Raw genomic sequence first — 20,041 nt, forward strand, 5'->3', positions numbered from 1 at the left:
GGGTTATGAACAAGCCGAAGGTTCACAGGAACGTAGTCCATGAATGTCTTCTTTGTCTCAGGACATGATGCAAGCGCAGGTCGAAAAGTAGATTTCCATTTCTGGGCGGACTGTCTGGAAAGGAAAGGAATCCACGTCGACTTCATGACCGTTGGTTTGAGCTACGCCACGGGCATGAAGAAAAACAGCCGGCATTTCAGTCGTCCGTTCAATACCTGGATTCGAATGTCTGATCTCGTCCAGAAATACGTCTGGCGGCCTGTCGTTCATCCCTTCAGCCTGGGCAACAAAAAGCTCGACAGCATCACCGCTCCGGTGTTTTCGATCTATCCAAGTCTCGTTCCGACGGCCGTCAAGGATCGGGTGCGGCAGGCGGATATCGTGGTCATAGAAAGCGGTGTGGGTCTGATGCTGGTCAGCCTGTTCGCCAAGCTGGCGCCCAAGGCAAAGTTCATCTACAGCGTCAGCGATCTGTTGGAAACACTGACGTTTCATCCCATGGTGCTTCAAGCAGAGAAAGCATCGCTCCCGCTGTTTAACTCGATCAGAGTGCCTGCCGCTGTCATGCAGGAAAGCTTTCCGGCCAGCGCGCCCATCACCTACGTGCCGCCTGGGCTGGATACCGAAGTCTTCGATGCGCCGGCGAGTAATCCATTCAAAACTTCAAAGAATGCGATCAGTGTTGGCGACATGCTTTTCAATCCCATTGTGATTGAAACGCTTGCCGGGCGGTTTCCGGACTGGACATTTCACGTGTTCGGCAAGAAGTCTCACCTGACCAAACCGTTTGATAATGTCATCGAGCATGGCGAGCGTCCGTTTTCGGATCTGGTGCCTTATCTGCTTTACTCCGACATCGGTCTGGCGCCTTATCGAGACGCACCCAGTGTTGCTTATATCAGCCAGTCCAGTTTGAAAATGGTCCAGTACACGTACTGTCAGTTACCGATCGTTGCGCCTCATTTCGCAGCAGCCGGCCGTGATCACGTGCAATCGTTTCACCCCGATGCAGACGAGGCGTCACTGGTCTCTGCGTTCGAAAGCGCAATAGCGTATGACCGCAAGTCCATTGATCGCTCCCAAGTCATGAATTGGGAAAAAGTGACTGAGCAAATGTTCTTGTCCTGATTCTGTTTAGGGTTGTCGCGGCATCCTCGCGAACGCGTCCGTTCGATGTTTCCACTCATATCAACAGGTCCTTATGTCAGCTAATTTCACCGCCAATAAAATTGGCCGGGGCGCATTTTGGTCCATCATCAACCAGTCGGTTGCGCAGATTCTTGCGCTGCTTGTTTTTCTGGTGACTGCTCGATTTGTTTCAAAAGAAGCGTTCGGCATCATGGCTGTGTGCCTGCTTCTGGTGGAGGCGTTCCGCCAGATAGGCATTGAAAGCGTGGCGGCATCGATTGTTTCCCGGCGAGACACCGGGGACGCGACATTCAACGCGGCGTTCGTCCTGATGCTGGCCAGTGGTGCAGTCGGGGCGTTGGTGCTGTTTCTACTCGCCGAGCCCATTGCCCGGCTTTTGGATAACAGCGAGATCGCACCCTCACTGCAGTGGACCAGCATTCTGCTGTTCACCACTGGGTTGTCGAAGACACATGAGGCCTGGCTGACGAAACAACTGATGTTCAAGGTCCTCGCCGTACGGTCCTTGCTGGCGATTTCAATCGGTGGCGCGATCGGTATCGGCATGGCGATCCAGGGGTTTGGCTTGCTGAGTCTGATCGCTCAACAGTTAGTGACCTCGCTGGTCGGGACCGCCACCTTATGGCTGACCACTCGTTGGAAGCCCAGTCTCAACACGACGTGGAAAGACGTCGCTTCAGTGCTTCACCATTCGCGCCATGTGTCGTTATCTGCCGCTGCTTCATTCGTCAGTATGCAAAGCGATGTGTTCTTTGCTTCCTACTACCTCGGCGCTGCTCAAACCGGGGTGTTCAATGCGGCAAAGCGCATCAGTGTTGCCATGTGGCTGATGATTTCCAGTTCGCTGAACTCTGTAGCCCTGCCTATCCAGGCGGCACTTCGGGATGACCCGAAACGGTCAAGCGAAGCCTATTTAAAATGCGTTTACCTGAGCATCTGCATAACCGGGCCTTTGTACGTCGGGATCGCCGCGCTGTCCCCGGACGTTGTGTATGTGCTGTTGGGAGCGAAGTGGGCGGATGTAGCGCCGGTCCTGGCCTTCCTCTCGCTGAGCGCTTTCGTCACTGCACTGTCCCAGTACAACTCGAACATCTTGATGGTGTTCAGCAAGGCCCATTGGCAAACCAGCATTACGCTCATTAGCGGGGCGGGAAACTTCATCCTGTTTTTCGCGCTGGCTCGGCATGGACTTATCGCCCTTACGAGCGGCTTTCTGGTCAAGACAATCTTGTTCTCACCGCTCTCGATCCTGCCCACCTTGCGCTTGCTCGGAATCAGTTGGACGACGTATCTAAAATGCATTATTGCGCCCCTGGTCTCATCGTTAGTGATGGGCGCGTGTGTCTATCTTCTGGCTCTGCAAGTCTCGGCACTCTCCCCAGGACTACGGCTTTTACTGCTCATTCCTGCGGGCGTATTTATCTATCTGGTGGCCATGCTGCTGACCAACCGCCGCGCCGTGATTGAGGTGCTTACCCTGCTCAAGCAAACACTTCGACGGGAAACATGATTGCACCGTCTCAGGCGCCCAGGATTGGGACTTCGTATTTATTTCAAAGCATCGTGGGCTGGCTCATTCAACGGGCCGTCATGTAGGGAATCTTCGATGAATGTTTTGATCTTCAACGACAAATACAGCACCAACGTAGGCGACGGGCTCCTGTCCGACTGCCTGGAACACGAGCTCAGAAAATGTTTGCCAGAGGCAAACGTGAGTTCGATCGACATTGACGGCAAATCGGATTTCCCTGTCAGCGAGGGCGCTGGCAAAGCGCAACTCAAAGGCACGTTGAAAAAGGTCATGCCAGGCTGGCTGCTCTCGCGTATTGCAGACATCAAAAACATCAAGCGCACTGATCGTCGGCTCTCTGCGCATATCACAGCAGCCCCTTCAGACCAGACCACTCGCTTTGTAATCGGCGGCGGGCAGCTCGTCACCGCGACGTCTTCTTATTTTCCGGCCCGGCTGTATTCAATCATGCGTTTGGCGCGGCGCCTGAATGTTCAGGTTTCGTTCTACGCGGTCGGTGTGTCGAGCGAGAAAACCTGGCTTGCTCATTCCGGTCGCCTGTTGCGCAAAGCGCTGCACAAGCAGCCGCTGATTGGGTTTGTTTCTGTGCGCGACGGGTTGTCCGCTGAGCACTGGACCGCCTACGTGGATGCCGACGTTCACCCGCAGTTTTGCCGTGACCCTGGTTTGCTGGCCTCAAGGGTTTACCCGGAAAGACTGGCGCTCCCTAACGCCGAGCGACAACTGACCGGCCGCGTCGGCGTCGGCGTGATCGACTCCAAGATGGTCAATGCCATCATCCGCGCCCAAGACGTCGCCGAGGACGCGATGATTACGTTCTTCGCTGATGTGGCTTTGCGGCTGATCGACAAGGGTTTCACCCCGGTCCTGTTCACCAATGGCGACGTTGAGGATGAAGAAGTGCTGGTGAAAGTGGCCAGTCGCGTTCCGGGTTGCGAAATTTCACCACGGCCCTTGAATGGTGGTGAGCTGTATCGCGTTATCTCAAGTTTTGACGGCCTGATCGCTCACCGCATGCACGCAAACATCACTGCGTACTCGTTGAAGATTCCCCATGTTGGCCTGGGGTGGGACGTCAAATTGAAAAGCTTTTATAAGTCCGTGGACCGCGATGCGTTCTTTGTTGAAACAAGCCGCTCCTCACCAGAAGACGTGGTTGAAACCTTTATTGCTGCCATGGCTCAAGGCATCGATCCGGACAGGCACACTCAAGTGTTGGATGAGGCTCACACCGGGGTCAAGACCTTGGCCCAAGCGCTTCGGGCGGGAAAGTAACTCACCTGTCTGTGCCTGAGCCATCGTTCAGGTTGCCGGCTGTTCAATCTTCGAGAGAGGCATATAACGTGGTTTTCAAATTAACCTTTGTTATACCGGTAAGGCATCCGGCCAACTCAAAAGATTGGGAACAGAACAAAAGAAATATCTCGGAAACTGTTAAGTCGATCGTCGCCCAGCAGGGGGACGATTGGGCCGCCGTGATTGTTGCGAATGAAGGCGCCGAGTTGCCACCGCTGCCGTCACGCATTCAGGTTGTGCGCGTTGATTTTGAGCCCAACCCGCTGCATGAATTGAGCGACGCGGGCCGTGCAGCATTTTACGATGCTGTGCGTCTGGACAAAGGTCGTCGGGTCCTCGCGGGCATGCTGCACGCTGCGCCAACGGATTATTTCATGATCGTTGATGACGACGACTTCCTCAGTAACAAGCTCACGGCCTTTGTGTCGCAACAACCGCTCTCCAACGGTTGGTACATCAATAATGGTTTTGTCTGGTCCGAAGGCACTCGTTGGGTTTTCCTGCATCCTGAATTCAACGAGTACTGCGGCACGTCTTACATTGTTCAGGCGCGCCTCATGAAATTGCCCGGCTCCTTTGCCGAAGCGACGGATGAGTACATAAAGGAGGTGCTGGGCAGTCACAAGTTTATCAAGGCCCTGATGATCGAGAACGGCACGCCCCTTTCTCCGCTGCCCTTCCCAGGGGCGGTCTACCGGGTGGGTCACTCAGGAGCCCACAGCAAATCAAACTCTGTGGTGCGCACATTTTTATTGAATAAGAGCAACTTGAGTTCCCCTGTGAAACTCGTCACTTCAGCTAGAAAATTTCGACACGTGAATAAGTCGATGAATAGTGAGTTTACGCTGCCTCTCTAATCTGCCTTTTGGCTGTCATAAAAACTGATATCAGATAGATCCTGAACATGCGCTTCGATGCTGCCGTTCAGCTTAATTAGCTTAAGGGTTTTCATTGTGGCAAGTGCGTGTCCGCTTGTTTTGGGGTGGGCTTGTGCATGGTGAAAAGTTCAAACATCTAACTTCTATCTCTAAGGTGCTCTTGCTATGGATAACGACGTTCAACGACCTATGGACGGTCTATCAGCGTTCCAGCGTACGCCAACCGTTCTACAGAGCTACGCCAACTACCTTCTTTATTTCACTGACATCATCGCGATGATGCTCACCTCGCTGATCGTCTATTTCGGCGTGCAGTATTACGTTGAAGATGGGCCTGCATCGTACTTTCGCTACGGTATGGCGGTGGTCATTGCGGTGGTAACGTTCAGTATCTTTGGCTTTTCCAGTGGCCAGTACGAATGGCAGCGCTTCAAACAGCAGGTCAGAGCGCCGTTCATCACGTTTGGCGGGCTGGTGTTCGCGTTCGGGGCGCTTTTGCTGATCGGTTTTGTTTTCAGGATGACCGAGAGTTTTTCGCGCCTCTGGGTCACTACGTGGTTCGCGGGTTTCTCGCTCTACATACTGTGCAGCCGTTTGATGCTGATGTGGTATTTCGCACGACCTTCTCAGGCCACGCGCGGCAGCATTTTTCGGCGTCGGGCATTGGTTTTGGGCGCCGGCGAGGAAGGGCTGCAAGTGGTTGAGCACATGCGCCGATTCAATGACCAAAACATTGATCTGGTGGGTTTTCTCGACGACCGTGTGACCCATCTGCCGCAAAATAACACCGGAGTGCCTCTGCTGGGCACCATCGATCTTTCTGACGAGATGGTGCGCAAGCACGGTATCGACTTGGTGATCGTTGCCGTGCCGTGGCAGGAAACTGCTCGCATCGATGCGATGGTGAGCCGATTTTCATCCTGGAGCGTCGACGTGTACCTGGCCCCGGACAAGTTGGGCTTTATGTACGCTGACCACCCTGTATTGCAAGTAGGCGGCGCGTACTTTTTGAGTCTTCAGGCACGGCCTATCAGCGAGTGGAACGCGGTCGTCAAACGTATCAAAGACGTCGTGCTGTCGCTGACAGCTATCGTTTTGCTCTTCCCTGTGCTGGCCTTCGTCGCACTGGCGATCAAGCTTGAGTCCAAAGGTCCGGTGCTGTTCATCCAGGAACGTTTCGGTTTTAACAACGAGACGATCAGGGTCTTTAAATTCCGCTCAATGTTCACCGACAGGGGTGATCAGCGCGGCGCCAGGCAAACGGTGGCGGATGACCCTCGGGTAACGCGTGTAGGCCGCTTTATTCGTAAAACCAGCATCGATGAGTTGCCACAGCTGTTTAACGTGCTGATGGGCACAATGTCGTTAGTGGGGCCCCGTCCTCACGCGACCGGCATGCACTCGGGCGGGTGTCTGCTGCATGATTTGTTGAGCGATTACGCCAGGCGCCACCGTGTAAAACCAGGTGTCACAGGTTGGGCTCAATGCAACGGCTGGCGAGGTGAGACCGATACCCAGGAAAAACTCGACAAGCGCATTGAGCATGACTTGTTCTATATCGAGAACTGGAGTGTATCGCTCGATATCATGATCATTATCAAAACGGCCTTGATGCTGGTGAAACGCGATAAAAATGCGTATTGATGCCCCCGTCCTCTATATCGACATGCAAAGGGGGGCCGCACATCAGTGATCGTTGATTCGTATTACCTAAACCTGAAAAACCCCGTCCTTGGAAACAAGTACGGGGTTTTTTTTGGTTTTTAATCAGGGCTTGATCAACGTTCTAGCGTCGTCAGGTTGGTCTGCAATCGCCATCTTCAAAGGCTCGCTCAACAACTTCGCGCCCGATGCGCTGAGGTGGTTGTCATCCAGATAATAGAAGCGCTTGTCCTTGCCTATTTCGCACGTAGTGGCGTCGCAGAAATACTGTTTGGTGCGGATGACTTTTAGCAGTCCGCCACTGGACTCATTGTCCAACATCGCCATCTCGCCCTGGTCCCATGCATCAATGGCCGTTCGCGGTACGTTATCGCCCAATGCGCTGACTACCGCTTTGACATGACCAAACATCTGGATATCGGGCACCTGCTCAACGATGAACAGTTTGCTCGAAGGTGTTGTTCGGGTGAAAAACTTGACCGTTGCATCTACGCCCGCTGCCACGACCTGCTGCGGCGTCAGCCCTTTCTCCCCGGTTTCGAGCTGCAACAGATGATGCTTTTTCTGCAGCACGTTCTTTTTCTGCCAGCCATGCATGTAAAGCGTCCAGCGGCCCACGAGGATGATTTTCTCCGGTTGAAGGCTGGCGACTTGATCGGCGTATCCCGCCAGTTGCCCAGGTTTGTCACAGTTGGAGCTGTTGCCGATCCCGTCATAGCGTTCAAGCCCAACCAGCGGCGGGCAGCCCGGGATCGAGATGAACATGTACGTCATGGCCGCGTCTTCGGTGAAGGCGTCAATCAGCGGCAATACATGGGAGTCGCCGAACAGCACCACCAGCCGGCTGCCGTTGCCGATCTTCTTGCACACCAACTCTGATCCGCCAGCGTCGTAGCCGGGACAGTCCTGCACGTTGACCGCGAACGGATCGACTTTGGGCGTGAAGACAGCATTCAAGGTCCCCCCGAGGGCCAGCAGCAACACGATGCTCGCTGTGGCCCATTTGAAGATTCCGGCCTGGGATATGCGGTTTTTGTAGCGGAACGGCGCCTCGATGTATTTCCAGCTGATCCACGCGAGGACGAACACCGTCACGATCAGCAGCGGAAAGATAGCCTCGTCATACGCCGACAACTGAAGCGGCGAGAGCCTGTACAGCGCGAAGATCGGCTGATGCCATAAATAGGCGCTGTAGGACACCAACCCTATAGCGACCATCGGCTTGAGCGACAGCACCTTGCCCGTCAGGCACTGGGGCGAGGCGAAGAGAATGATCAGGCACGTGCCGAGCACCGGCACCACGGTGTACAGGCTGGGGAAGGGCGTTGATTCGTCGAACACGAAAATCGAGTACAGCACCATGCCGACGCCGGTGATCGCCAGCGCCGCTTTGTATGGATTGAACGTAGGCGCCAGCGCTGTAGTTTTTGGTCGGCTGAAGAGCAGCATCGCCACCAGCGAGCCCGCCAACAGTTCCCAGGCCCGGGTCGGCAACAGGTAGAAATTAATTGCCGGGTGATACGTTGCGCCCCACTCGGACAAGGCCAGCGATACGCAAGTGATGCACAGGATGAACAGCGTCAAACCAGGCTTCTTGAGCTTCCAGGCCAGCAAGAGAAACAACGGGAAGAAAATATAATATTGCTCCTCGACCGCCAGGCTCCAGGTGTGGAGCAACGGTTGCTCCCCAGCCGCGGGGTCGAAGTAATCCGTGTTGCGCCAGAAGAACAGATTGGACGCAAATACCGCGACCGACATGATGCTGCGTCCCAGATTCTGCAAATCGCTGTCCAGCATCCAGGCCAGGGCAAACGGCACCGTTGTGATAATCACGAAAAACAGTGCAGGCAAAATACGACGGGCACGGCGCTCGTAGAACTTGAGGATCGAGAAGTTTCCCTGAGCAATCTCCGCCGCCAGTATCGACGTGATCAAGTAGCCCGAGATCACGAAGAAAATATCCACACCGACAAACCCGCCGGAAAAGAACGTAAACCCCGCATGAAACAGTATCACCGGCAGAACCGCCAACGAACGAAGCCCGTCGATTTCAGGCCGGTACTTAATGACACGCTCGGGATGGGCTACGGCTGGATTCATGGGAGGCCTGATCGTCGAAGTTGAAAGAACTCGAGGGATGGCACTCCAGAAAAACAGGGAATCCATTCGCCGTGGTCAACCATAGAGGAATGGGACGGCCAGTCAAATTAATGGCTTGAATGGGGGGGAGGATTGGTGGTTGGTTTGGGGGTGTCAAAGATATGGCAAGCGCTTGTAAGGCTTTGTAGGGGTGCGCTTGCCCGCAAAAAAAAATTCCAACCGAAACAAATGCGGCGCATTTACCTCCCTATTCGCGGACAGGTCCGCTCCCACGGAAATTGCTTCTGATTGAGGAAATCAGGCGTACAAGAAACTGATTGGGAGGCAGACTCGTTCGCGAGGAGGCCAAAGACAAATAGTGTCAGCACTGCTGTCACAGTTACCTTCACTCATGTGGCCAATCTGAATAGGCAGCCCACGACAATCCTCCAGACATTAAAAAGCCGGCTTGTGGCCGGCTTCTCGTGGGCAGGTTTGGTTAGTTTTTGGCTAACCGCACCCGCCTGCAAAAGTGCGCTCTACAGGAAAGCGCTTGTGAGGTAACCAAGGCGGGCCGTGGGCCGGTGCCTGGTCTGTCATCCCTGTGCGGGTGGCGCAGGGGTGATGAAACAAAGGCGCACAGGATACTGATGTTCGCCGTGTCTGCCCAGCCTGGATTTCTTCCATCATCCCGCCGCTTGATGTCTACCCGGCAGGATTCACAGCACAGTGGCCGGATGGCGGCGGTTATTGAGCGTGGACCACCAGAAAATCCATCCGAGCACTTGAATGTGTTGTTCCTGAATTTGTTCGGCGGTAAAGAGTTCGTCGGGGTATTCGCTGGCATTGTGGCTGCGCAATCTCAAGCCGCCGCCGGGAAGGCGGTACAGGTATTTCACGCGCAGCATGCCGTCGTGTTCGAGGGCATAGATTTCGCCGTCGATGACGTGGACTTTTCCCCGGTCGACGCCAATCAGCGAGCCGTCCTGGATCTTGTCGGCCATGCTGCTGCCAGCCATGGCAATACAGATGGCGTTATGCAGTTCGACGTCCATTGCGTCGAGGACTCGGCGTGACAGCCGAATCTTGTGGTTGGGGATTTCACTCACGGCGGTGCGGCTGGCACCTTGTTTTTGCTGCTCGTTGTAGACCGGCAGTTCAAGTTGATCGCGGGCGTTGCTTCGTTCGTTGCGTGTTCGGTGGACGGGGGCGGGCGTGGGTTGGCTTTTCACGCGGGCCTCTCCCGGATGTTTGGGGCCGCAGCCGGTGCGCAGCCAGTGAGGGTTGACGCTGAGCAGTTGGGCAACTTCCTCCACGCGCGCTATTGGGATGCCGCGCTTGAACCAATTATTTACGTGTTGCGGCGTCACCTTGCGGTTGGCGGCGAAGTCTGTGGCAGAGAGTTGGCACTCCCGCAATAGGACGCGTAGTCGATCACCTGATGTATTCATGGGATCAAGTTTACGGGGGCTTCAAGGCTGTTTAAATGAACGAAGTGTTCAAATGCGAGGGGCGTCAACGTTATGGCTGTGCGGATAACTTACGGCTGTAAGTTGCACTTGTAGGGTGTTTCCGTAGCTGTTGCTGTTTTGGTCAACAGTGCGGTTTTCTTTTAATTGCGCAGGCTTTGGCGACGTCTAGTGGAAGACTGTTGATATAGAGCCTTTCCATTCACTTGATTTATCAGGGGGCGCTTGGGGCGAGTTGCAGAAACCGCTAAGGCATAAATCCGAATAAACGATGTGTTTAAAGCGAGAGTTTTTTAAACATTTAAACAGTGGTTTTTTGCGCCGCACTGCAAAAAACGCGTGGAATGCAGCCTGCCAGACACCCGAAGCGGATGCCGAGCAGGCAGCGAATCGGATCAGCCTTTGTAGGCAGCAACCGATTTCATGATCTCGGTGCGGGCTGCTTCTGCGTCGCCCCAGCCTTCGATCTTCACCCATTTGCCTTTTTCGAGGTCTTTGTAGTTCTCGAAGAAGTGCTTGATCTGTTCCAGCAACAGTGGCGGCAGATCGGTGTATTCCTTCACATCAACGTACAGCTGAGACAGCTTGTCGTGTGGGACTGCGAGGACTTTGGCATCGCCGCCGCCGTCGTCGGTCATGTGCAGTATGCCAACTGGACGGGCGCGGATGACCGAACCTGGAGTGACCGGATAAGGGGTCACGACCAACACGTCGAGCGGGTCGCCGTCGTCAGCCAGAGTGTTGGGGATGAAACCGTAGTTGGCCGGGTAGAACATGGGGGTGGCCATGAAGCGGTCAACGAACAGGCAGTCGCTGTCTTTGTCGATTTCGTATTTGATCGGGGCATGGTTAGCCGGGATTTCGATTGCGACGTAGATGTCATTCGGCAGGTCTTTGCCAGCCGGAATCTTGCTGTAGCTCATTGGGCAGTGCCCCCTTTGTTGACCAGTCAGAATCTGGCGTCGAACGCCAAAAAGTGGGCCGGATTATAGGCATATTCCAGAAGGGTTGCCATGCGGCTCGACGTCTTCTAGACGTTGGTATGAGCCTGATAGACCGGGTTTTCCCGTTGAAGTGCCGTCAGTCGGGCGAGGGTGTCCTGCCGATAGAAGGCTTTGAGCTGTTCGTAAACGGCGGGGTAGGCGTGGACCAGTAAATCCGGGGCGCTGAAGAAGTATTCGCTGGTGACCGCGAAGAACTCGCCTGGATTTTCAGCAGCGTATGGATCGATGGCGGTTTCGGCATCGGGGTCGGCGTCGAGTTGGCAGTTGAGATCGTCGTATGCGCTTTGCATCGCCCCGGTCCATTGCTGGACTTTCATACCCTTGTGCAGTGGCGGCATGCCGTTGGCGTCGCCGTTAAGCATGTCCAGCTTGTGCGCCAGTTCGTGAATGACCAGGTTGTACGCTTCCCAGCCGCCACTCGACAGCACGCCGGCCCACGCCAGAATCACCGGCCCTTGCGACCAGGCCTCACCGCTGTGCTCGCCGTCCCACTCGTGTTCGATGCCGCTGGCGTCACGGTGCTTCTGCGGGCTGATGAAATCATCGGGGTACAGGACAATTTCGTGAAAACCCTGATACCAGTTCAAATCATCCAGCGCCAATAACGGCAGTTGCGCTTGAGCCGCCAGAAACAGGCGTGATTCGTCATCCAGCTCGACGCCGTCCAGCGCCGTCAGCGTTTTGCTGTGCAGGAAAAGGATGCAGCCGTTCAGCAGACGCTGATCCTCTTCGGCACTCAAGCCGTCAAGGATCGGCAGTCGCTCACGCACCCGGCTCCACAGTTCGGCAGAGACCGGATGACGTGCGAGGGTGCGACGTTTGAGCCAGCCGCCAAGCGACCACATGGCTCAGCGCGCGTCGGCGGACCGGCTGGTACGGCCACGGACCAGGCCGATGATCATTGGCAGCAGCGAGATGAGGATGATGACCAGCACTAGCAGGGTGAGGTTTTTCTTGATGAACGGGATGTTGCCGAAGAAGTAACCCAGCGCTACCAGACTGCCGACCCACAGCACCGAACCCAGCACGCTGAAACCAAGGAAGCGCGGATAGTGCATCTTGCCCACGCCAGCCACAAACGGCGCGAAGGTGCGAATGATCGGCAGGAAGCGCGCCAGGGTGACAGTTTTGCCGCCATGGCGATCATAGAATTCGTGAGTGCGGGTCAGGTAGTCGCGGCGGAAGATTTTCGAGTTCGGATTGCTGAACAGCTTGTCGCCAGCGGTGCGCCCGATGATGTAGTTGGTGCTGTCGCCAAGAATGGCCGCCGCCATCAGCAATCCTGCCAGCAGGAGAGGGTCCATACCGCCGCCCGCAGCTACTGCGCCGGCGATGAACAACAAAGAATCGCCCGGCAGGAAAGGCATTACCACCAGGCCTGTCTCGCAGAAAATCACCAGGAACAGAATCGCGTAGACCCAGGTGCCGTAGTTGGTAACCAGTAAATCAAGGTAAACGTCGAGATGAAGGATAAGGTCCAGCGGGTTGAAATCCATGTACGGCACCTGGGTGAGGAGACCCGATCAGGGTCACGTGCGGGTCGAAATGAGGCGTTACATGGGCGGCATTATAGGGGCAAGAAACATCATGTCGCTGGTCCGCATGTGCTTTGAAACATTTGGTAGGGAAACGCCTGATCACATTGATCTGTAGGAGCCAACTTGTTGGCGAGCAATGCGATGCGGATAGTCAGAGACACCGCCTCGCGAAAAAGTTCGCTCTACAGAGGCGATCTATCAACCCTCGCTGATCGGCAACACATAATTCTTGAACTGCGTGTCCTCTTTGAAACCAATCGACTCGTACACCTTCTGCGCCACTTCATTATTGCTGCTGGTTGAAACCCGCATGCGCACCGCCTGGGACTCCCTGGCCATCTTCTTGGCTTTCTGGATGAGGTGATCGGCAACCAACTGGCGACGCGCGTCCTCAGCCACGTAAATGTCATTGAGGATCCACACGCGCTTGAGCGACAAAGACGAATAGCTCGGATAAAGCTGGCAAAAGCCCAACAACTTGCTGTCGTCGTCATCGTGCAGGGCCAGGTAAATCACTGACTCGTCGCGGCGCAGGCGCTTTTCCAGAAACGCGCGGGATGAGTCGGGAAAAGGCAACTCACCATAGAACTCTCGGTATTTGACGAACAGCGGAGTCAGCAGGTCCAGATGCTCCAGGGTGGCTTGAACGATCCGCATGGTTGGGCCTCGGCTTCATTTTCAAAAAAACATGAATGGGGGTGGGCATGCCTGGCTCCTGCGCAGACACCGCCGACTTTGCCTAAGCCTTTTAGAAAGGGCAATCCAACCGACGATCAATCGTTCGGGCCGGCCAGCAGGAAATTTCCGGCTGCGTTGCCCGCCACGTCTGACTCCAGCGTCTGCAGTTCGGCCTCATCCTTGAGGCTCACGCCTGACAATTGCCGGCGACACGCCTCACGCATCAGGTACAAAAGCCGGTGCGCCGCCATGCCGTAACTCAGGCCTTCCAGCCGTACGTTGGAAATACAGTTGCGGCTGGCGTCAGTCAGCCCGACTTTCGGCGCGTAAGTGAAGTACAACCCCAGGCTGTCAGGTGAGCTGAGACCGGGGCGTTCGCCGATGAGGATCACCACCATTTTCGCTCCGAGCCGTTCGCCGATCTCATCAGCGACGGCGACCCGGCCCTGTTCCACCAAAATAACCGGCGACAGCGTCCACCCCTCCGCGTTGGCTTGTTCCTCCATACGCTCAAGAAACGGCAGTGTGTGGCGATGCACGGCCAGCGACGACAAGCCATCCGCCACAACCACGGCTAAATCAACGCCGCCGGGATGTACCTGGACGTAGTCGGTCAAAAGTTGAACAGAGGCCTCATCCAGTTTGCGGCCTAGATCCGGACGTTGCAGGTAAGCGTTGCGGTCAACGGCTGCGCTATGGAGAAACAAGGATTCTCGGCCCTTGGCGGCGAGTGATTCGATGATGGCTGCATGCTCGAACGGCAAATGCACAGCGTCGCGCGCCTGCGCATGGGCGGCCTGAAAATCCAGTTGCGCGCTGGTCGGGATGCTTGTCCCGGTGCGACCGAGGGCGATGCGCGCCGGGGTCAGGCGGCGTAGGTCCAGCCAAGGGTTTTCCGTTTTTTGCGTCAGATCGTTCGTTTCATCCATAGGTTGTTTGCTCATGCCAAGTGCGCCAACGCTTGGCGGAACGCGGGCGGCAGCGCATCGCCGAAACGCACATGCCCGTCGGCCTGGGTGAAAATGCCCATTTTCTCAAGCCACGCCTCATATTCTGGCGCAGCACGCAGGCCGAGGGTTTGCCGGGCATACAGCGCATCGTGAAACGAAGTGGTCTGGTAATTGAGCATGATGTCGTCCGAGCCGGGGATGCCCATTATGAAGTTAATCCCGGCCACGCCCAGTAACGTCAGCAGCGTGTCCATGTCGTCCTGATCGGCTTCGGCGTGATTGGTGTAACAGATGTCGCAGCCCATTGGCACGCCCAGCAATTTGCCGCAGAAGTGATCCTCAAGCCCTGCACGAATGATCTGTTTGCCGTTGTACAAGTACTCGGGGCCGATGAAACCCACCACTGTGTTCACCAGAAACGGATTGAAATGGCGCGCCACGCCGTAGGCTCGCGTCTCGCACGTCTGTTGATCTATCCCATGGTGGGCGTTGGCAGACAGCGCGCTGCCTTGGCCGGTCTCGAAATACATCAGGTTCTGCCCCAGCGTGCCGCGATTGAGGCTCAGGCCTGCGTCATAACCTTCCTGTAGCAGGCTCAGGTTGATACCGAAGCTGGTATTGGCGGCTTCGGTGCCAGTGATCGACTGAAACACCAAATCCACGGGCACGCCTCGGTTGATCACTTCAATCGATGTCGTGACGTGGGTCAGCACGCAGGCCTGAGTCGGGATCTCGTAGCGCTGGATGATCGCGTTGAGCATTTCCAGCAGGGCCACGATGGACGAGGTGCTGTCAGTGGCCGGGTTGATGCCGATCATGGCGTCGCCGTTGCCATACAACAGGCCGTCGAGAATGCTCGCGGCAATGCCTGAAGGTTCGTCAGTCGGGTGATTAGGTTGCAGGCGCGTGGACAGTCGACCGCGCAGGCCAACAGTGTTGCGAAACCGAGTCACGACGCGAATCTTCTGCGCCACCAGAATCAGGTCCTGAATTCGCATGATCTTGGATACGGCGGCAGCCATTTCCGGAATCAGGCCGGGGGCGAGGGCGCGCAGGCTGGTTTCGTTGGCGTGATCACTGAGCAGCCAGTCGCGAAATCCTCCCACGGTCAGATGACTGACAGCGGCAAACGCCAGGGTGTCGTGGGTGTCGATGATCAGCCGGGTGACCTCATCGGTTTCGTAGGGGATCAGCGCTTCTTCAAGGAAATGCTTGAGCGGGATATCGGCCAGCGCCATTTGCGCAGCCACTCGCTCGGCATCGTTGGTCGCCGCCACGCCCGCCAGAAAATCCCCTGAGCGCGCCGGGCTGGCCTTGGCCATGACGTCCTTGAGGCTGTCGAAGCGGTAAGTCTGCGCGCCGACAGAGTGGGAAAAGGTTGCCATACAGGTTCTCCTTGCCGCCCGAACGCATGTGATCCAGGCGTAGTATCTCGGCGCTGAATGTAGCCGCCGACTGTGAGAAGCAATGTAAGCAATTAATACTCCATCGCGGTGCAGAGCGCCAATTTGCGGGCTGCGGCTATCCATCCGCAGACGGCGCGCGTTCCATTTTGGCGCATCGTGATTGTGTAGGAGCAAGGCTTGCCCGCGAAGCTAACGACGTGGTTTGCCTGACACTCCGCGTCGCCAGCTTCGCGGGCAAGCCTCGCTCCTGCACGGTTTGGGTTGTTTCAGAAACACCAATGGCCTCCGAAGAGGCCATTGGCAGTCCATCACTCAAGCGTTTTTAGAAGAAGCCCAGCGGGTTGATGTCGTAGCTGACCAACAGGTTTTTGGTCTGCTGATAATGCTCAAGCGCGACCTTATGGGTCTCACGACCCACGCCTGATTTTTTATAGCCACCGAAGGCCGCGTGCGCCGGATACAGGTGGTAGCAGTTGGTCCACACCCGGCCCGCCTTGATCGCACGCCCTACGCGGTAGGCGCGGTTAATGTCGCGGGTCCACAAGCCAGCGCCCAGGCCGAACTCGGTATCGTTGGCAATGGCCAAGGCTTCCGCTTCGTCCTTGAAGGTCGTGACACTGACCACCGGGCCAAAGATTTCTTCCTGGAACACGCGCATCTTGTTGTTGCCTTTGAGCAGCGTCGGCTGGATGTAGTAGCCAGTCGACAAATCGCCTTCCAGCTTCTCCACTTTCCCACCGGTCAACAGCTCGGCGCCTTCACCCTGCGCGATGTCGAGGTAGGAAAGAATTTTGTCGAACTGCTGCTGCGATGCCTGCGCGCCGACCATGGTGTCGGTGTCCAGCGGGTCTCCGCGCTTGATCTTCAGGACCTTCTGCATCACCACTTCCATGAACTGCGGGTAGATCGACTCCTGAACCAGGCAGCGAGACGGGCAGGTGCAGACTTCGCCCTGGTTGAAGAACGCGAGGACCACGCCCTCAGCGGCTTTGTCGATGAACTCAGGCTCAGCGCTCATGATGTCTTCGAAGAAGATGTTCGGCGATTTGCCGCCCAGTTCAACGGTAGACGGGATGATGCTGTCGGCAGCCAGTTTCATGATGTGCGAACCCACCGGCGTGGAACCGGTAAACGCGATCTTGGCGATCCGCTTGCTGCTGGCCAACGCTTCACCGGCTTCTCGGCCATAGCCTTGCACCACGTTCAGCACGCCTTTGGGCAGCAAGTCGCCAATCAGTTCCATCAGCACGGTAATGCCCAGCGGCGTTTGCTCTGCCGGTTTGAGCACGATGCAGTTACCGGCAGCCAAGGCTGGCGCCAGCTTCCACGCGGCCATCAGGATCGGGAAGTTCCACGGGATTATCTGTCCAACCACCCCCAGCGGCTCGTGAATGTGATACGCCACGGTGTTGCCGTCGATCTCGGCAGCGCTTCCTTCCTGGGCGCGCAATACGCCAGCGAAATAACGGAAGTGATCGACTGCCAGCGGGATGTCGGCATTGAGGGTTTCGCGCACAGCCTTGCCGTTGTCCCAGGTTTCGGTGATCGCCAGCACTTCCAGGTTTTGTTCGATGCGATCAGCGATTTTCAGCAGGGTCAGCGAGCGCTCCTGCACTGAGGTCTTGCCCCACGCATCGGCGGCGGCATGTGCGGCGTCGAGGGCCTTGTCGATGTCTTCGGCAGTAGAGCGAGGGAACTCAGCGATCAGTTTGCCGGTGATGGGTGAGGTGTTTTCAAAATATTGGCCTTTGACCGGTGCGACGAATTCGCCACCGATGTAGTTGCCGTACTTGGTTTTGAAGGTAACGAGTGCGCCTTCAGTACCGGGATGGGCGTAACGCATGGTGAATATCTCCTTGCTCTTGTGATTGTCTGGGGATAACGCGCTGCTGCGTTATAGAGAGCTGCGCTTGATACAAGCGTAGAGCAAAGGCCGGGCCAGTGCCTCGCGGGTCAATGAATTCGGGCGTTTGAGCGGGGCTGACGGATCGAAGATGGGGTTGTTGTAACAAAGCCGATGCAGGGCGAGTGACAGTTTGTATCGAATCCGGGACAGTTCGTCCGCTTGCGTCTTTAGGAGCATTGCATTGGCCGGGGACGAGGAGGATGCTGGTCGCGACTCCTCCGGAGAACAATAAAAAGTGCAGAGCAATCACCTGATTCGCCATGCCCAGCAGGTTTTGACCGTTGCTCAAGGCCAGGCACATCAATACGGCCCCGGTAGCGATCCTTCCATCGTTCGCTCCTGGTTACGCTGTCTGCAGGACTACCATCTCGACCCCGCCCAACCCATGGCGCCGACCGTGCTCGAACACGCGCGCGTGCTGGAAAGTCGCGAGCGTTTACAGCAAGTGCTGAAAATCGCAGGCGCCGAAATGAACAGCCTGCATCAGCAACTGGCCGGGGGAAATGCCGTGCTGCTGACCGATGCCCGTGGCGTGATCCTCAATTGCGTGACTGAGCCGGGCGAGCGAAAGATCTTCGAGCGCGCCGGGCTGTGGTTGGGCGCCGACTGGAGTGAAGCGCGCGAGGGCACCAACGGCATCGGAACCTGCCTCGTCGAGCGTCAGCCGCTGACTATCCATCGCGATGAGCATTTCCGTGGGCGTCACACCGGGCTTACGTGTTCGGCCAGCCCGGTGTTCGATCCACATGGGCATTTGCTCGCCGTGCTGGACGTGTCCTCGGCACGCCACGATGTCTCGCGGCAGAGCCAGTTTCACACTATGGCGCTGGTCAACCTGTCGGCGAAGATGATCGAGAGCAATTATTTCCTGCGCCATTTCGACGGTCAGCGGCTGCTGCGCTTTCATTTGCAGGCAGGCTCCGTGGGGCTGTTCAGTGAGGGGCTATTGGCATTTGACGGTGAAGGCCGGGTTTGCGCGCTGAATCAGAGCGCGCTGAATCTCTTGAGCCTTGGCCGAGACGATTTAATAGGGCAGCCGGTGGAAGCGCTGTTCGATTGCTCGCTGGATGAGTTGATGAGCCGCGCCAGTCCCGACGCCGCTGCCAGTTGGCCGCTGCGGACTCGGGACGGACGAGGATTTTTCGCGCTGGTGCGTGGGGCGGCGCGTGAGCAACTGCGTCCGGCGGCGAAGGCCCCGTCCCTTGAAAAGGTTTTTCCCACGCCCCGTCCGACCGGTATTTGTATGGGGGACGCAGCTCTGCAAACGGACTTCCGACGGGCGTTGCGGGTGTTCGAGCGCGATGTGCCGTTGCTGATCAACGGCGAAACCGGTTGTGGCAAAGAGGCGTTTGCCAAGGCTGTACATCAAGGCAGTCAGCGCGCAGGCAAGCCGTTCGTGGCGCTCAACTGCGGGGCGATCCCGGAAAGCCTGATCGAGAGCGAACTGTTCGGTTATCGCGGCGGCAGTTTTACCGGTGCGCGCAAGGAGGGCATGCGCGGCAAGCTGCAACAGGCCGATGGCGGTACGTTGTTTCTGGATGAGATCGGCGATATGCCGGTGACGCTGCAAACACGGTTGTTGCGGGTGCTGGAAGATCGTTTGGTAGTGCCCATCGGCGGCGAACCTCAAGCGGTGGATGTGCGAATAATCAGCGCGACCCACCGGAATTTGCTCGGGCGCGTGGAGGACGGCAGCTTTCGAGAGGACCTCTACTATCGGTTGAACGGCCTGGAAATCGGCTTGCCGGCACTGCGCGAACGAAGTGACAAATCGCAGCTGCTGGATTTTCTGCTGGAGGAAGAAACGGCCGGGTATCTTGTCGTCATCGATGGGGAGGCGCGTGAGGCTTTGCTCGACTTCAACTGGCCAGGCAACGTGCGTCAGATGCGCAATGTTCTGCGCACGCTGGCGGCGTTGTGTGAGCACGGGCGGATTGGCCTGGAGGATTTGCCTTTGGCCATTCGGCGGGAGCGCGTTGTAACCCCCATTGCCGAAACGACCGATTCGCCACTCGACGACGCCGAGCGTGCCGCCCTGATCGCCACCCTGCAATCCCAGAAGTGGCACATGACCCACGCCGCGCGCGAGTTGGGTCTCAGCCGTAACACGCTCTATAGAAAGCTGCGAAAGCACGGAATCAGTCGATAAGTTAATCGCGCGCGGGCTTTTTATTCTGCCCGGAGGGCGTAGGAGCCTTGCTTGCAGGCGATGGGTTGCGAAGCAGCCCTGAATGCGGCTAATCCGGTTTCGCTGACACACCGCATTCATCGTTTTGCTGCCGATGCCCGGCAGAGCGTCGGCAAGCCGAACTCCTAGGCCTGCGGCCAGAAGCGGATAGGCGTCGGACTCGACTTCGTCAGCGAGGCAGATCCGCTTCTGCCGAAGGCGTAGGAGCCTTGCTTGCAGGCGATGGGTTGCGAAGCAGCCCTGAATGCGGCTAATCCGGTTTCGCTGACACACCGCATTCATCGTTTTGCTGCCGATGCCCGGCAGA

General features: G+C 56.7%; 15 protein-coding genes. 6 read left to right on the top strand and 9 right to left on the bottom strand.

Translation table 11 applies throughout. The annotated features are described in order from the left end of the window. Nucleotides 1–39: 39 nt before the first annotated feature. From ACWKWM_RS08605 to ACWKWM_RS08625, 5 genes are all read left to right on the top strand, one after another. On the top strand, nucleotides 40–1,128 hold the full coding sequence (locus tag ACWKWM_RS08605) for a GumK N-terminal domain-containing glycosyltransferase (RefSeq protein WP_483845734.1): 1,089 nt from the start codon (nucleotides 40–42) through the stop codon (nucleotides 1,126–1,128). Between the two features lie 73 nt (nucleotides 1,129–1,201). Beyond that, complete coding sequence (locus tag ACWKWM_RS08610; RefSeq protein ID WP_483845735.1) at nucleotides 1,202–2,659, top strand: lipopolysaccharide biosynthesis protein; 1,458 nt, start codon at nucleotides 1,202–1,204, stop codon at nucleotides 2,657–2,659. A 96-nt stretch (nucleotides 2,660–2,755) separates the two neighbouring features. After that, complete coding sequence (locus tag ACWKWM_RS08615) at nucleotides 2,756–3,955, top strand: polysaccharide pyruvyl transferase family protein (RefSeq protein WP_483845736.1); 1,200 nt, start codon at nucleotides 2,756–2,758, stop codon at nucleotides 3,953–3,955. A 68-nt stretch (nucleotides 3,956–4,023) separates the two neighbouring features. Next, complete coding sequence (locus ACWKWM_RS08620; RefSeq protein WP_483845737.1) at nucleotides 4,024–4,833, top strand: hypothetical protein; 810 nt, start codon at nucleotides 4,024–4,026, stop codon at nucleotides 4,831–4,833. Nucleotides 4,834–5,019: 186 nt separating this feature from the next. After that, nucleotides 5,020–6,498: an undecaprenyl-phosphate glucose phosphotransferase gene (locus tag ACWKWM_RS08625; protein ID WP_483845738.1), complete on the top strand. Its 1,479-nt coding sequence runs from the start codon at nucleotides 5,020–5,022 to the stop codon at nucleotides 6,496–6,498. Between the two features lie 123 nt (nucleotides 6,499–6,621). On the opposite strand, the gene ACWKWM_RS08630 is transcribed toward ACWKWM_RS08625, so the two are convergent. The 9 genes from ACWKWM_RS08630 to exaC form a co-directional block, all read right to left on the bottom strand. Continuing rightward, nucleotides 6,622–8,616 carry an acyltransferase family protein gene (locus ACWKWM_RS08630; RefSeq protein ID WP_483845739.1) on the bottom strand — a complete coding sequence of 665 codons (1,995 nt, stop codon included), beginning with the start codon at nucleotides 8,614–8,616 and terminating at the stop codon, nucleotides 6,622–6,624. Nucleotides 8,617–9,314: 698 nt separating this feature from the next. Further along, nucleotides 9,315–10,046 (bottom strand): LexA family transcriptional regulator, encoded by a 732-nt coding sequence (locus ACWKWM_RS08635; protein WP_483845740.1) that lies wholly within the window; start codon nucleotides 10,044–10,046, stop codon nucleotides 9,315–9,317. A 413-nt stretch (nucleotides 10,047–10,459) separates the two neighbouring features. Further along, complete coding sequence (gene ppa, locus ACWKWM_RS08640; RefSeq protein WP_483845741.1) at nucleotides 10,460–10,987, bottom strand: inorganic diphosphatase; 528 nt, start codon at nucleotides 10,985–10,987, stop codon at nucleotides 10,460–10,462. A gap of 107 nt (nucleotides 10,988–11,094) precedes the next feature. Then, nucleotides 11,095–11,913, bottom strand: a complete 819-nt coding sequence (locus ACWKWM_RS08645; RefSeq protein WP_483845742.1) for a M90 family metallopeptidase — start codon at nucleotides 11,911–11,913, stop codon at nucleotides 11,095–11,097. 3 nt (nucleotides 11,914–11,916) lie between these two features. Then, entirely contained in the window at nucleotides 11,917–12,564 is a 648-nt protein-coding gene (locus ACWKWM_RS08650; protein ID WP_483845743.1) for a DedA family protein, read from the bottom strand. A gap of 240 nt (nucleotides 12,565–12,804) precedes the next feature. Further along, entirely contained in the window at nucleotides 12,805–13,263 is a 459-nt protein-coding gene (locus ACWKWM_RS08655) for a GNAT family N-acetyltransferase (RefSeq protein WP_483845744.1), read from the bottom strand. 116 nt (nucleotides 13,264–13,379) lie between these two features. Next, on the bottom strand, nucleotides 13,380–14,213 hold the full coding sequence (gene eutC / locus ACWKWM_RS08660; RefSeq protein WP_483845831.1) for an ethanolamine ammonia-lyase subunit EutC: 834 nt from the start codon (nucleotides 14,211–14,213) through the stop codon (nucleotides 13,380–13,382). Between the two features lie 11 nt (nucleotides 14,214–14,224). Beyond that, complete coding sequence (locus ACWKWM_RS08665) at nucleotides 14,225–15,619, bottom strand: ethanolamine ammonia-lyase subunit EutB (RefSeq protein WP_483845745.1); 1,395 nt, start codon at nucleotides 15,617–15,619, stop codon at nucleotides 14,225–14,227. Between the two features lie 343 nt (nucleotides 15,620–15,962). Further along, on the bottom strand, nucleotides 15,963–17,483 hold the full coding sequence (gene exaC, locus ACWKWM_RS08670; RefSeq protein ID WP_483845746.1) for an acetaldehyde dehydrogenase ExaC: 1,521 nt from the start codon (nucleotides 17,481–17,483) through the stop codon (nucleotides 15,963–15,965). A 298-nt stretch (nucleotides 17,484–17,781) separates the two neighbouring features. Here exaC and ACWKWM_RS08675 point away from each other — a divergent pair, with 298 nt between their 5' ends. Beyond that, nucleotides 17,782–19,695 (top strand): sigma-54-dependent Fis family transcriptional regulator, encoded by a 1,914-nt coding sequence (locus ACWKWM_RS08675; RefSeq protein WP_483845747.1) that lies wholly within the window; start codon nucleotides 17,782–17,784, stop codon nucleotides 19,693–19,695. The last annotated feature ends 346 nt before the right edge of the window (nucleotides 19,696–20,041 follow it).

It is taken from the genome of Pseudomonas rosaeacicularis (genome assembly GCF_057128745.1).